This window comes from Blochmannia endosymbiont of Colobopsis nipponica (genome assembly GCF_014857065.1).
Lineage (GTDB): Bacteria > Pseudomonadota > Gammaproteobacteria > Enterobacterales > Enterobacteriaceae > Blochmanniella.
This window is the reverse complement of sequence record NZ_CP046533.1, coordinates 85,743-101,214: the sequence shown is the minus strand read 5'-3', so window position 1 is coordinate 101,214 and position 15,472 is coordinate 85,743. Positions and strand designations below refer to the sequence as shown.

General features: G+C 26.1%; 13 protein-coding genes and 1 tRNA gene. 12 read left to right on the top strand and 2 right to left on the bottom strand.

Annotated elements, in window-relative coordinates:
* Positions 1 to 14: 14 nt before the first annotated feature.
* The 8 genes from pheT (at position 15) to sufE (ending at position 9,531) form a co-directional block, all read left to right on the top strand.
* On the top strand, positions 15 to 2,411 hold the full coding sequence (gene pheT / locus GN160_RS00450) for a phenylalanine--tRNA ligase subunit beta (RefSeq protein ID WP_192380471.1): 2,397 nt from the start codon (positions 15 to 17) through the stop codon (positions 2,409 to 2,411).
* 261 nt (positions 2,412 to 2,672) lie between these two features.
* Entirely contained in the window at positions 2,673 to 3,689 is a 1,017-nt protein-coding gene (locus GN160_RS00445; RefSeq protein ID WP_192380470.1) for a lipoate--protein ligase, read from the top strand.
* A 264-nt stretch (positions 3,690 to 3,953) separates the two neighbouring features.
* Positions 3,954 to 4,340: an iron-sulfur cluster assembly accessory protein gene (locus GN160_RS00440; protein WP_192380469.1), complete on the top strand. Its 387-nt coding sequence runs from the start codon at positions 3,954 to 3,956 to the stop codon at positions 4,338 to 4,340.
* A gap of 75 nt (positions 4,341 to 4,415) precedes the next feature.
* On the top strand, positions 4,416 to 5,831 hold the full coding sequence (sufB, locus tag GN160_RS00435; protein WP_225624859.1) for a Fe-S cluster assembly protein SufB: 1,416 nt from the start codon (positions 4,416 to 4,418) through the stop codon (positions 5,829 to 5,831).
* A gap of 29 nt (positions 5,832 to 5,860) precedes the next feature.
* Complete coding sequence (gene sufC, locus GN160_RS00430) at positions 5,861 to 6,604, top strand: Fe-S cluster assembly ATPase SufC (RefSeq protein WP_192380466.1); 744 nt, start codon at positions 5,861 to 5,863, stop codon at positions 6,602 to 6,604.
* Positions 6,582 to 7,853 carry a Fe-S cluster assembly protein SufD gene (gene sufD, locus GN160_RS00425; RefSeq protein WP_192380464.1) on the top strand — a complete coding sequence of 424 codons (1,272 nt, stop codon included), beginning with the start codon at positions 6,582 to 6,584 and terminating at the stop codon, positions 7,851 to 7,853. The genes sufC and sufD overlap by 23 nt, the downstream gene beginning before the upstream one ends.
* A gap of 12 nt (positions 7,854 to 7,865) precedes the next feature.
* Positions 7,866 to 9,104, top strand: a complete 1,239-nt coding sequence (locus GN160_RS00420; protein WP_192380462.1) for a SufS family cysteine desulfurase — start codon at positions 7,866 to 7,868, stop codon at positions 9,102 to 9,104.
* 13 nt (positions 9,105 to 9,117) lie between these two features.
* Positions 9,118 to 9,531: a cysteine desulfuration protein SufE gene (sufE, locus tag GN160_RS00415; protein ID WP_192380460.1), complete on the top strand. Its 414-nt coding sequence runs from the start codon at positions 9,118 to 9,120 to the stop codon at positions 9,529 to 9,531.
* Between the two features lie 315 nt (positions 9,532 to 9,846).
* On the opposite strand, the gene GN160_RS00410 is transcribed toward sufE, so the two are convergent.
* Positions 9,847 to 9,920 (bottom strand) — tRNA-Val (locus GN160_RS00410).
* A 263-nt stretch (positions 9,921 to 10,183) separates the two neighbouring features.
* Here GN160_RS00410 and GN160_RS00405 point away from each other — a divergent pair.
* Both GN160_RS00405 and grxD read left to right on the top strand, forming a co-directional pair.
* Positions 10,184 to 10,822, top strand: a complete 639-nt coding sequence (locus GN160_RS00405; RefSeq protein ID WP_192380458.1) for a riboflavin synthase subunit alpha — start codon at positions 10,184 to 10,186, stop codon at positions 10,820 to 10,822.
* A 268-nt stretch (positions 10,823 to 11,090) separates the two neighbouring features.
* Positions 11,091 to 11,423 carry a Grx4 family monothiol glutaredoxin gene (grxD, locus tag GN160_RS00400; protein WP_192380457.1) on the top strand — a complete coding sequence of 111 codons (333 nt, stop codon included), beginning with the start codon at positions 11,091 to 11,093 and terminating at the stop codon, positions 11,421 to 11,423.
* A gap of 36 nt (positions 11,424 to 11,459) precedes the next feature.
* On the opposite strand, the gene rnt is transcribed toward grxD, so the two are convergent.
* On the bottom strand, positions 11,460 to 12,098 hold the full coding sequence (rnt, locus tag GN160_RS00395) for a ribonuclease T (RefSeq protein WP_192380455.1): 639 nt from the start codon (positions 12,096 to 12,098) through the stop codon (positions 11,460 to 11,462).
* Positions 12,099 to 12,845: 747 nt separating this feature from the next.
* Between rnt and slyA the strand changes: the two genes are divergently transcribed.
* Entirely contained in the window at positions 12,846 to 13,280 is a 435-nt protein-coding gene (gene slyA, locus GN160_RS00390; RefSeq protein ID WP_192380453.1) for a transcriptional regulator SlyA, read from the top strand.
* 892 nt (positions 13,281 to 14,172) lie between these two features.
* Positions 14,173 to 15,453, top strand: coding sequence for a tyrosine--tRNA ligase (tyrS, locus tag GN160_RS00385; RefSeq protein ID WP_192380452.1), 1,281 nt, complete (start codon positions 14,173 to 14,175; stop codon positions 15,451 to 15,453).
* The last annotated feature ends 19 nt before the right edge of the window (positions 15,454 to 15,472 follow it).

The window sequence follows — 15,472 nt, the reverse complement described above, 5'->3', positions numbered from 1 at the left end:
AAAGAGTCTTATTTGTGAAATTTAGTGAATTTTGGTTACGAGAATGGATTAATTTAGATATTAACAGTAATATGCTAACTGAAAAATTGACCATGGCAGGATTAAAAACTAATTTAATAACTCCTTATTTTAATTATTTTAGTAAGATAATAATTGGTTTGGTCTTAAAACGCATAAAACATCCTGATGTTGCTGACGCGTGGATATTAACAGTAGATATCGGTGACATAAATAACTTGAGTATAATATCTAATATAGACAATTGTTGTGTAAATTCAAAAATTATAGTAGCAAAATCAGATTCAATAGCACTCGGTAATAAGAAGGAAAAAAATAATAATAAATACGGATTACTACCTGAATGGTCATTATGTTCTTTTAAAAAACTGGGTATTGTTTACAATGATATTGACATAACAACGTTACCTAAAGATGCGCCTATAGGGTCAAATTTTAAAGATTATTTAAAATTAGATGATAACATTCTTGATATAAATATCCCTATAAACCGAGCTGATTGTTTTGGATTATATGGTATTGCTCGTGATTTATCAATAATTAATAAAACATCTTTAAAACAACCAAAAACAAATTTCGTAATACCAACTCTTAATGATACATTGTTAATTAAAATTGAAGAACCTAATGCATGCCCTTATTATTTAAGTAGAATCATCAAAGGTATTGATAATACTGTTCGCATTCCATTATGGATGCGTGAAAAATTAAGAAAAAGTGGAATCTGCTTTGTTAATCCAATAACAGATATAAGTAATTACGTTATTTTAGAATTAGGTTGTCCTATAAATATATTTAATTTAGATAAGATACATGGAGGAATTTGCGTACGTTTGGCTCATCAACATGAAACTATAAAAGTACCCAAAGATATCTTAATAAATATTAACACAGATACATTAATAATAGCAGATGCAAAACAACCATTAGCTTTAGCAGGTATTTTAAATGGAGAAAATTCAATTATTGATTCATCAACGTGTAATATTTTATTGGAATGCGCTGTTTTTCATCCATCTTTTATTATAGGTAAAACTAAACAATATAATTTAGATTATTCTTTTTCCTCACACTATTATGAAAGAGGAATAGATCCTACTTTAATCAAATTAGCTATTGAACGTGTCACATATTTTTTAATTAAAATTTGTGGAGGATATCCTGGACCAGTAATAAATTTAATAAATGAAAAAACAATAACCAAAAAAAATTTTATAATTTTAAGACGTAATAAAATAAAAAAATTTATCGGTTATTTTATTTCAGATAATAAAGTACATGAAATTTTAAAACGCACTGGATGCATCATAAAACGTTTTAAGGATGGTTGGAAAGTATTAACACCTACTTGGCGTTTCGATTTAAAATTAGAAGAAGATTTAATAGAAGAAATAATTAGAATTTATGGCTATAATATGCTTCCTAGTACTTCAATATATACGGCGCTACAAACGAAATACAATATTAATAAAAATAAATTACCTTTATTAAGAATAAAAAATTTACTTGTAGATCGTGATTATCAAGAAGTGATTACTTATAGCTTTGTAGATCCAAAAATTCAAAATTTGCTGCATCCTGAACAAGTAGCATTACGAATTATAAACCCTATTACAAAAGAAATGTCTGTTATGCGTTTATCTTTATGGAGTGGTCTTGTAAATACAGTTATTTATAATCAAAATCGTCAACAACAGCAAATACGTTTATTTGAAAGTGGAATGTCTTTTTCACCAAATAAAATGGCATATATGAAAGTTGATCAATATTTGACATTATCGGGCATTATAACAGGAGTGCGATATGAAGAACATTGGGATTGCAAAAAAAATAATATTATGGATTTTTATGATATAAAAGGTGATGTTGAAGCAATTCTGGACATGCTTGGTAAATTAAATGATGTAGAATTTAAAATACAAATCAATCCGGCATTACATCCAGGACAAAGTGCTAGTATATTTTTTCAAAATGAATATATTGGATGTATTGGGATGATACATCCTTCCTTAGAAAAAAAATTGAATTTAAGGAATCATACATTGGTTTTTGAAATTATTTGGGATAAAATAGCTGAATATAGAACTAGCAAAATAAAAGACATTCCTCGATTTCCTATTAATCGTAGAGACATTGCAATCATAGTTTCGGAACAGATTGCTGCTATAGATATTATTAATGAATGCAAAAAATCTTTAGGAAAAGAATTAATTGATATAAAATTATTTGATATATACCGTGGTATCGGTATAAATAAAGAATTCAAAAGTTTAGCTATTAGTTTATTTTTATATAATAATAATTATACTTTAAAAGAAATTGAAATTACAAAAATGCTTGAAAAATGCTTACAACGTTTAAAATTAAAATTTAAAGCCTCTTTAAAAAGATAATGTATATATAAATGAAATCAATTCTAATTTTCAAATTAATAAAAAATTATTGATACTTTAATTATTAAAATACTCATAAAGATTAATAATATTCTTGCATATTTTAAAAGATAAATTTTTTATGATATTATTAAATTAGATAGAGTATTTTATTATAAAATATGGATAGTCTGGTTTGTTTTAAATTTTATGGTATAATCCAGATGTTTTGTTTATAAAAGATGATCTTCATAAAAAATTATAACTTGGAGTCAGTAAGTTATGACGTCTTTAAGATTGTTGGTGTCTAATTTTCACAATCCATGGTTTAATTTGGCAATAGAGGAATGTATTTTCCATAATATAGAAAATAATCAAAGTATACTATTTTTATGGCGTAATTATAATACAATAATTATTGGTAGAGCACAAAATCCATGGAAAGAGTGTAATACTCGTCGTATGGTAAGAGATGGAATTCGTTTAGCTAGAAGAAGTAGTGGAGGTGGTGCCGTTTTTCACGACTTAGGTAATACATGTTTTACATTTTTATCAAGTAAGAAAGACTATAATAAAAATATTTCTACTACTATTATTTTAGATGGATTAAAATACTTCGATATTCATGCAAAAATATCCGGACGTAACGATCTTCTTGTACAAACCAAAGCAGGGGAGCGCAAAATTAGCGGTTCAGCTTATAGAGAAACATCCTATGGTAAATTTCATCATGGAACTTTGTTATTACAAACAGACCTCACCAAACTAGCATACTATCTTAATCCGGATATTAAAAAATTACAAACTAAAGGCATTAAGTCAGTGCGTTCTCGTGTTGCTAATTTAAATGAATTAAATTCAAATATTAACCATAAACAACTTTGTTATGCTTTACAAAAAGAATTTTGTAATTTTTATAAAAAACAAATAAATCCAGAAATTATTTCTTTAGAAAATGTACTAAAAAAAATACCAGGATTTTCAAAACAATTAACTCATCAAAGTTGCTGGGATTGGAATTTTGGAGCTGCACCAATGTTTACGCATTATTTAGACAATTATTTTACTTGGGGTAGTGTAGCATTACACTTTGATATTAAAAACGGAATTATTAATAGAAGTTGTATTTTTACTGATAGTCTATATCCAGAACCTTTAGAGTCATTATCTAAAAAATTAGTTGGAGTTTTATATAATGCTGATGAAATTAAAAGTTGTTGCAAACAATGGTTATTAATGTGGACTCAACATGATTATTTAACCGATGTAGTAGATTGGTTAATCACTAATTTACAATGAAATTTAAAATTATTAAAAATATAGTTAATTTATTTGTTAATATTTTGCATTTAGATTTAAACTATTTCAGTGTTCGAAATTGTTAAATGATTAAATTTTTAATTAGCTTTTAGGCAAAAGTATATCTTTAGGTTATGTTAAAATAATTATTTAAAAATGTAGTAATTTTTGTATTTCATAAGATACAAAAACTTGTTGTTTATTTTATAAATTAGTGTCTTATAGCTTATAAAGACCAAATTCGAAACATAAAAAGGATAAAATATGAAAAATAATTTAAAAAAAAATAACAAAGATTACTTAAATAAAGAAATTAATTGGCAAAACTTGAATTTTAGCATTAGTGATTCTGCGATCCAACAGATTAAACATTTAATAAAAAATAATACTGAAATATTAGGTATACGTATAAATATAAAAAAATATGGATGTGCAGGATTAAGTTTTACTATGGATAAAGTTATCATGTTTAATAATATAGATTTAATTTATAAATATGATGGAGTAAAATTGTTTATATCTCCGGAAGCAATTTTATTTATTAATGGGACTAAACTAGATTACATTAAAGAAGGATTAAATTATTCATTTAAATTCCACAATTCTAAAGCTCAATATACATGTGGATGCGGTGAAAGCTTTAATATATAAAGGGTTCGACAGTATATGAAAAAAAATCAAATTAGGAATGATGATAAAAAAAATAATGATGTCATTAATCCGTGGATGGTTGTAAAAAAGAAATATAAAGAAGGTTTTTTTACAAATCTCAAAAATGAAGAACTAGAATATGGTATTGATGAAAAAACAATATGTGCTATCTCAACAAAAAGAAATGAGCCAGAATGGATGTTTAATTTTCGTATTAATGCTTATAAGGCTTGGCTAAAAATGCAGGAACCACATTGGTTAAAAGCACATTATCCAAAATTAAATTATGATAATTATTGTTATTATTCAGCACCTCTTTATGAAAAAAAAAATAATGAGTTAAATAAAGAAAAATATTTAACTAATGAAGTAAAAAAAACATTTTATAAATTAGGTGTACCAATACATGAGGGTGCAGGAATAGCTGTGGATGCCATCTTTGATTCTGTATCTGTAGCTACTACCTATCATAAGAAATTAGCTAAACAAGGTATTTTATTTTGTTCATTTAATGAGGCAATTCATAAATATCCAAATTTAGTGCGTAAATATTTAGGAAGTGTAGTCCCTTTTAACGATAATTTTTTTGCAGCTTTAAATTCTTCAGTAGCCTCTGATGGAACTTTTGTATATATACCAAAAAATACACAATGTCCCATGGAACTTTCAACATATTTTCGCATTAATTCCTCTAAAACAGGTCAATTTGAACGTACTATTATAATTGCTGATGAAAATAGTTATGTCAGTTATATTGAAGGATGTTCAGCACCAACACATAATATGAATCAACTTCATGCTGCAGTCGTAGAAGTTATTTTAATGAAAAATGCTGTTGTAAAATATTCTACGGTACAAAATTGGTTTTCTGGGAATAAAACTACAGAAGGAGTGCTAAATTTTGTTACTAAAAGAGCATTATGCGATGGAAAAAATTCAAAAATGTCATGGATTCAATCAGAAAACGGTTCTGCCATTACATGGAAATACCCTAGTGTCATTTTAAAAGGCGACAATTCCATTGGAGAGTTTTTTTCAGTAGCTATAACCAATAATCATCAAAAAGCAGATACTGGGACAAAAATGATTCATATTGGCAAAAATACTCGCTCTACTATTATTTCAAAAGGCATAGCTGTTGGTAATAGCGATAATACATATCGCGGGTTAGTTAAAATTATGCCAACTGCCGTTAAAGCACGAAATTTTACACAATGTGATTCGATGTTAATTGGTGATAAATCTGGCGCACATACTTTTCCATTAATAGATGTAAGAAATAACAGCGCCAAATTAGAACATGAAGCTACCACTTCACGTATTAGTGATGATCAATTATTTTACTGTAAACAAAGAGGAATTAGTGAGGATGATGCTATTTCTATGATTGTAAATGGATTTTGTAAAGATATTTTTTCCAAATTACCTTTAGAATTTGCTATAGAGGCTCAAAAATTACTAAGTATTAGTCTTGAACATAGTGTTGGTTAAAATCAAAAATAATAAGGAAACAAATATTAATGCTCGTAATAAATGATTTAACAATTAGCATAGAGAATAAAATTATCCTCCATAAAATAAATTTAAATGTAAAATTAGGTGAAATACACGTAATTATGGGTCCTAATGGTTCTGGTAAAAGTACTCTTGCGGCTATTCTTGCTGGTCAAAAAAATTATTTAATAATCAATGGTACAATATTGTATAAACAACGCAATTTATTAATGTTAAATCCTGAAGAACGAGCAGGAGAAGGAATTTTTGTAGCTTTTCAATATCCTGTAGAAATACCAGGCATAAATAATCAATTTTTTTTAGAATGTTCTATTAATGCGATAAGAAAATATCGGAATCAGCTACCTTTGGATCATTTTGAATGTGTGGATCTTATCGAATCTAAAATAAAATTATTAAAAATATCTAAAAATTTACTAAATCGTTCAGTAAATGTAGGCTTTTCTGGAGGAGAGAAAAAACTTAATGATATCTTACAAATGACTTTGTTAGAACCAACATTGTGTATTCTTGATGAAACTGATTCAGGATTAGATATAGATGCGGTAAAAATTTTAGCTTATGGAATCAATCTACTTCATAATAAAAATCGTTCATTTATTATAATTACCCATTATCAAAGGATTTTAAAATATGTAAAACCTGATTGTGTACATATTTTATATAAAGGTCATATTATAAAATCTGGAGATTTACATTTAGTAAAATTTATTGAGGAACAAGGTTATGGATGCTTTAATAAACAATAATGAACATGCATTACAACAATGGCGTATCTTATTTGAAAAAAATGAAAAAAACCTTTCACCTCAAGCAAATAAACAATGGGAAAAAGTAAAAGATTCTGGCAGATCGCTTCATAAAGACAAAAAATGGAACAATGTTTATATAGGACATTTTTTATCTAATTCTTTTGTTACGCCCTTTGACAAAATGATAAATATAATTAAAGTAAATAAACTTTCTTTAAATATTGATGCGTATCGATTAGTATTCATAAATGGCTTATTTTCTTCATTGTTGAGTGATACAAATACTGGATTATGGCAAGTGATATCGAATAAAAAGATAAATCGTCAACTGTTACCGTCGCCAATCCAATCGGATTTTTTTTTGCATTTAACTGAAGCATTAGCTAATGAAATTACTCATATTTTCTTACCTGCTGATATAACAGCGGATAAGCCGTTATATTTATTACATATTAATTCAGGTAATAAAAATAAAAATACATTGGCGACTTCACATTATTACCATCAGATCGAAATTGCAAACGGTGCTAATGGTCAAGTAATAGAACACTTCGTAAGCATGGATTCTCATGGTCATTTTAGCGGCGCACGTACATATACAGTAATAGGAGATCATTCTCAATTTGATCATATTAAGCTATTTTTTGAAAACCAAAATAGTTATCATTTAGCACATAATGATATACATATTGGATGCGAAACTAAAGTAAAAAGCAATTTATTTATTATTTTAGGCGCTAGATTTAATCATCATCAAACAAGCGTAAAATTAAACGGTAAAGGATCATCTTTATCAATTAATAGTTTAGCATTTCTTAAGCAAAGAGATATTAGTAGCATATTTACTTATTTAGAGCATAATAAACAATGTTGCATAAGCAGACAATTGCATAAAACAATTGTTTCTGATGATAGTCAAAGTGTATTTAATGGTTTTATTAAAGTTGCTAAGCATGCAATTAAAACTGATGGATTAATGTTAAATAATAATTTGTTTTTGAATGGTAATGCAAAAATTAAAAGCGAACCACAATTAGAAATTTATGCTGATGATGTTAAATGTAGTCATGGTGTTACTATTGGCAATCCTGATAAGAATCAAATTTTTTATTTATGCACGCGAGGTATTGCATACGAAAATGCTATAAAGATGATTATTTATGCATTTACTATTGAAATACTTGGTAAAATTAAAAATAAAGTTATTGAAGATGTTATTGCTAAACGTATTATAAATATTCTATAAAAGGTTTATAAAATGAACGAATATCCCATAGTAAAAATTAGATCTAATTTTCCTGTATTAACTAAATTAATAAATAATAAACCATTGATTTACTTGGACAGTGCTGCAAGTGCTCAAAAACCTAATGACGTTATTAATTGTCAGAATAATTTCTATCGCAACAGATATGCAACCGCTCATCGTAGTATATATCAACTAAGCAGACAAGCCACTGAATTAATGGAGCAAGCAAGAAAACAAATAGCAACATTTATTCATGCATCTTCATTAGAAGAAATTGTTTTTACCAAAAGTGCTACTGAAGGAATCAACTTAGTGGCTAATAGCTATGGAGGAAAGTATTTTAAAAAAGGTGATAACATTCTTATTACTGAAATGGAACATCATTCTAATATTGTTCCTTGGCAAATGTTAGCTAAAAAGAAAAGATTAATTATTAAATATATTCCTCTAACATTAAGTGGCATGTTAGATATTAATCAATTACCGAATTTAATTAATGAACGAACTAAATTAGTTGCTATTACTCAACTTTCTAACGTTATTGGTACTTTAAATCCTTTATCTGAAATTATACATTTGATACGTAATATAAAAGATACTGTAGTATTAGTAGACGGTGCACAAGGCATAGTGCATACCAAAGTAGATGTACAGAAAATAAACTGCGATTTTTATGTATTTTCTAGTCATAAACTTTATGGACCTAATGGTGTAGGTGTTCTTTATGGCAAAAAACACTTATTACAAAGTATGCCCCCATGGGAAGTTGGAGGAGGTATTGTCAAAACGGTTAGTTTAACTAAAGGTACAACTTTTGTAGATGCTCCTTGGAAATTTGAAGCTGGTTCAGCAAATATAGCCAATATTTTAGGCTTAGATGCTGCCATTAAATACATTAATAGCATAGGTTTAGATAAAATCTATAATTACGAGCTTCAATTGATGTATTATGCAACAAAAGAATTAGAAAATATCCCTAACATAATAATTTATGGTCCTACAAGCCGTATAGGAGTTCTATCTTTTAATATTGGTAAACATCATCCTTACGACATTGGAAGTTTTTTAGATCAAGACGGCATTGCCATACGCACTGGACATCATTGCGCAATACCATTAATGAATTATTTTCGCACATCAAGTATGTGTCGTATTTCATTAGCAATGTATAATAATAAAGAAGATATTGACAAATTAATAAGTAGTTTAATAAAAACACAACATCTTCTCAATAAATTATCAAAATAAATATAAATTCTTTATGAATTTACCGAATAAAAAAAAATTATTACAAAATTTCTTACGGTGTAGAAACTGGGAAGAAAAATACTCGTATATAATCACTTTAGGAAACCATTTATCACCCATACCAAATAATACGGACATTCCTAAATATTTAGTACCTGGTTGTCAAAGTCGAACCTGGATAACTGTTCTAGTTGATAACGACGGGATTATAAAATTATACGGAGACAGCAATTCTTCTATTGTTAAAGGTATAATTGCTATTGTATTTATTATTTATCAAGGATTAACGCCAAAAGAAATTATCCAATTAAAAATTAGATTTATAATTAAAAAATTAAACTTAAACGAAAATTTTACCTTCGCTAGGTCAGAAGGACTACAGTCCATCGTAAGCACATTACTTAATCAAGTAAAAAATTTAGTATAAACCCTTTATTTCCAATCTTGTAAATAAAACAATAAATTCATCCCTAAAAATTTAATATTTAAAACCAAACTATTATATCAATCATTATATTTGCAACAGATTTATTGATTTATATCTATATGTTTTTTGAAATATGATTATTTAAATACCAAACACTTAATAAAATTCTAGTTATTTATCATTATTAATCTACAACCTGTAAATACTAATACTATTATACACTGCAAAATAATTAAATTTATATTTAATATTTTAAAATTTTTTTGAGTTTCTCTTTGCGTTTAAATTGAAAATAGTAGTAATTAGACAAATTCATGCGTTCTAATGGATTCGAACCATCGACCCCTATCACGTCAAGATAGTGCTCTACCGGACTGAGCTAAGAACGCAATACTAAACCTAAATTTATATTGTATTGTAAATTAATTAATTATAAAGTCAAATACTGATATATTTATTAAATAAATTATTAAAATTAAATAACTATAATGATCTTTTATAAAAAATAAATTTTCTTTTAAATATTAATAAATTATATTATCAATTATCTAATCTTCTAATAGTTTATATATCTAATACGTAAAAACAAATAAAAAACCAACATAGCAGATAATAATATAAAATTTCTTATTTTCACAAAGGATCTTAATATATGTTTACTGGTATTATAAAAACTACTGTACCAATTGTTTCTATCATCAAAAAAACCAATTTTCATATTCATACAATACTATTACCTAAATTCTTATTACAGGGTTTAGAACTTGGTTCATCAATTTCTTATAATGGTTGTTGTTTAACTGTTAGTAATATTCAGAAAAAATTAGTAAGTTTCGACATCATAAAAGAAACTCTTAAAATAACCAATCTAAAAATACTAAATGTAGGTAATATTGTTAATTTAGAAAGAGCTATATTCTTTAATAAAGAAATTGGTGGACATTTAATGTATGGACAGATTACCTGCACAGCAACACTTAGAAAAATTATATTCGCAATAAATAACAGAAAAATTTGGTTTGAAATAAATAAGAAAAAAATGCAAAAATACCTTTTATATAAGGGATCTATTGGAATAGATGGAGTTAGTTTAACAATATGTAAAGTCATTAAAAATTATTTTTGTGTTGCATTAATTCCGAAAACTTTAGAATATACTACTCTTGGAAATAAAAAAATAGATGATATTGTAAATATAGAAATTGACATACAAACTCGTATTATTATAAATACCGCTGAACGTATGATGTCAATTTTTACTAAAAAAATAATTCAAAATAATTCTTATTAAATATTTTTAACTTCTAGATTTAAATCATAGAAATTTATTCATAATAATGAAACATTTTATTTAATTTTATTATATTTTTCTTGATTTTTACATTTAATTACAATAGATTGTTAACTAAGTAGTTAATAAACATATGCAAAAGCAGCATTGTATATAAATAAACAAAAACTGGGGTTTTGTATCCATCATCGCTTTATACGATAAGTGTATTTAACCCCATAAAATATAAAAATAATGTTTATTGCTTTCAAATTTTGGGCAGTTTCTAATGTCAGCTATTAAAAAAATTCAACAACAAATTCAAAATAATAAAATCCTATTATACATGAAGGGTACTCCATCTTCACCTAGTTGTGGATTCTCTTCTAAAGCAGCTCAAGTGTTGTCCATTTGTAGTAAAAATGTTACTTATATCGATGTTTTAGTTGATCCGAATCTTCGTTCTGAATTACCAAAATTTTCTGGTTGGCCTACTTTTCCTCAATTATGGATAGATGGCAACTTGATAGGTGGTTGCGATCTAATACTTGAAATGTATCGAAAAGGAAAGTTGCAAAGTCTTATTGAGCAAACATTAATCAAATATGGGTTACAGAAATAAAATATAAATTAAAATAAAATTGTCTATTTCGTAACTCTAGAGTACTGATGCAGGCCATCCTCCCAATTTTTTCCAACGGTTTACTAATTTGCAGAAAAGCATTGCAGTACGTTCGGTATCGTATATAGCAGAATGTGCTTTATTATTATCAAACACTATTCCTGCACATATACAAGCTTTAGCTAGTACTGTTTGTCCTAAAACTAAACCACTTAAAGTAGCAGTATCAAAAGTTACAAAAGGATGAAAAGGATTATACTTAAAGTCAGATCGTTCAATGGCAGCCATAAGAAAACCATGATCAAAAGCGGCATTATGAGCAACTAGGATAGCTCGATTACAATCCTGGCTCTTAAGACCTTGACGCACCATCTTAAAAATTTCATTTAAAGCTTCATATTCCGTCACGGCAGAACGTAATGGATTATAAGGATCTATACCATTAAAAGCTAATGCAGATGGTTGCAAAGTTGCTCCTGGAAAAGATTTGATATGAAAATTTATTTTAGTATCAATTTTCAACCAACCATTACAATCCATTTTTAATGTAATAGCTGCGATTTCTAATAAAGCATCAGTATTAGGATTAAACCCAGCTGTTTCTACATCAATGACTACTGGATAGAATCCACGAAAACGTGCATTAAGAGTATTAAAACTATTTTTTTTGATCATGTTACTTTATTAAAAATTACGGAAAATACTTAATTATCTATTAATTTCAATCATGATTTTGATAAAATATAAATATAAACTATGTTCTAAAAATTAAAATTTAAGATTAATTCCATTATATAAAAAACAAAAAACACACTAAATTATAACTTAGATTTAACCTTGAAGGTTAAGATAAAAATTATAAAAAGAAAATTCTAAAATTTATAACTTTATATAATATTTACAAATAAAAATTCAATAACATACCCCGTATACGTAATTATATTAAAATGAGTACACATAAACAAATTTTATAGTAATTTATAATTTACATATAAGCAATGAATTTATTAAATTAAAATATTAAAAATTTAATATTAAATTATATAATATTGGAAATATTATATAAAACTACATAAATATATAATATGCGAATCTAGATTATCACTTATTCACAAAAGAAATTATTGTGAAACAAAATTCCAAATTGTTGAATATTAATAATACATCATAAGATAAAGAATAATTAATAATAATTCTTCAAAATCTATATTTATACATATATAATTAAAATTTAAGATGCTTTTAAATATATATGTTATATTAATAAATGTGTAGTATCAAAATATTAACTAAGACTATTGAGTAATAACTCATAATTATATCACCAACCTTATTAATAAAATATTTTATTATTTTTACACCATAATCAACAAATAATAAATTTACATGATAATAAACTTTAATTAACGTAAGGAGAAAAAATTGGAATTACCATTAGGATCAAATTTAGCTCGATTAGTTAGAATATGGCGTGCTTTAATTGACCATCATTTGAAACCTCTAAAACTAACACAAACACATTGGATTACATTATATAATATTTGTAAATTACCACCAGAACAATCACAAATTAAATTAGCTAAAGCAATAGGTATTGAACAACCATCTTTAGTAAGAACACTCGATCAATTGGAAGAAAAAGGATTGATTACTCGCCATACATGTATAAATGATAGAAGAGCTAAACGCATTAAATTAACTGAATCTGCTAAACCTATTATTAAAGAAGTAAATAATGTCATTAATAATATTCGCAATGAAGTGTTAACTGGAATTAATCCAAAAGATATTGAATTATTAGGTACAATGGTTAGTAAATTAGAAAAAAATATTGTAGAATTACAGGATAACATATAATATTCAACAAAATAAATTATAACATTGAAGGTTCGTTAATTTGTCTAACAAGTTATATTTAATTCATAAATTTATACTTTCGATAATTTACCGAGATGATTTAATGTAATATAAGATGTTTTCATAAAAATATTGTATTAAAAATAGGTTATTTAATAGATAAAATATTTATAAGTAAACTCAACTTAAATATTTTTAGTATAAAACGTGAATATACCTATAAAAATTATATATAAATGATCTAACAAAAAAGTCTGTAAAATTGTTTACAAAATAGCTAAAGACACGCGTGTTAAGATTCCAAACACTACTATCGTGTCTTTAGCTATTTTCAACAAGAATGATCAACTACATCAAAATTAGTTTTATTGAAATATTTTGATAGTAAAAAATGATTTTTTCTACTAATTTAAAAAATCGAATAGCTCAACATTTAAAAAAAACAATTCCAGAGTTAGTTTACATTTCTCTGAGAAAGTATTAAACCATAAAATCATGACATTAGGATGTGTAAAATATTATCTAGAAAACAAGTAATCAAATATTTTTATAGTCATCCAAGATAAAATCAGATTAACTCTTGGGTTTATTTTCAATCTAACAATATTTACTTTAAAGAAAAACTAATAAAAGATGTGTTTGATTTAAAAAAAATTTTTCCACACCGTGAAATATCAGTTCCAAAATTTTGAGACAGATATCAAGTTTATATTGATAGCCAAAAATTTTGGCAAGATGGTAAATATAAATTGTATGATCGATTTATCTATCAAAAAATAATTGGAATATTAAAAAACTTGCAGCTTGAGGATTCGATTTAAATCTTAAATATTTAAATGTTACTTAATATTAAGATAAAGATTCTTTATATTTATAAAATGAGATGATCATAATGAACGAAACAAATATAATAAAATTATTACAAGAACGTGGATTAATTGCACAAATAACAAATGCAAAAAAAATAGCAAATAAACTATCTTTTAAAAAAATTTCTATCTATTGCGGATTTGATCCGACTGCCGATAGTTTACATTTAGGACATCTCATACCATTATTATGTTTAAAACATTTCCAAATTGCAGGACACCGTCCAATAATATTAATAGGAGGAGCTACAGGTTTGATTGGTGATCCTAGCTTTAAAGCTGCTGAACGTATATCAAATCCGGCAGAAACAGTAAAAATTTGGGCAAAAAAGATCACACTGCAAATTCATCAATTCTTAGACTTTGATAATAAAAAAAATGGAGCTATCATAATAAATAATTATGATTGGTTCAATTCAATGGATATGTTATTCTTTTTAAGAAATATTGGTAAGTTTTTTTCTATTAATAAGATGATAGATAGAGAGGCAATAAAGCAAAGATTAAATCGTAATAATAAAGGGATATCTTTTACTGAATTTAGTTATAATTTATTACAAGCTTACGATTTTGCATATTTGAACCAAAACTATAATGTTACATTACAAATAGGAGGTTCCGATCAATGGGGGAATATTATTTCAGGAATTGATTTAACAAGACGCATGTATCAAAATTCGGTTTTTGGTTTTACAGTGCCTTTGATTACAAATTCAAAAAATATTAAATTTGGTAAAACAGAAAATAATGTAATTTGGTTAAATCCTCGCAAAACTAGTCCTTTTAAATTTTATCAATTTTGGATTAATATTCCAGATGAGAATGTTTATCGTTTTTTAAAGTTTTTCACATTTTTAGATATTAGAATGATTAATGAACTAAAATTAAAAAAATATAATAGTAACATTAATCATAATCATGCTCAAATCTTATTAGCTAATGAAATCACCCGTATGGTACACGGCCCCACAGGATTGGCTACAGCGCAACGCATTACACATAATTTATTTAAAAAATCTTCAACTGAATTAAAAGAAGAAGATTTATTTCAATTGGCTAAAAATAGTGAAATTACAACTGTTTTTTTAAAGCATAACATAAATTTACAACAAGCATTAGTGGCAACTAAATTAACATCTTCTAAACAGCAATCTAGATCTTTGATTCAATCTCATGCAATTACAATCAATGGTATAAAACAAACTGAAATAAAATACGTATTTCAAAATTCAGATAAATTATATGGTCGTTATACTATACTAAAACGTGGTAAAAAAAATTTTTCCCTTATTTGTTGGATGTAAGACAAATGTAAATTTCAAA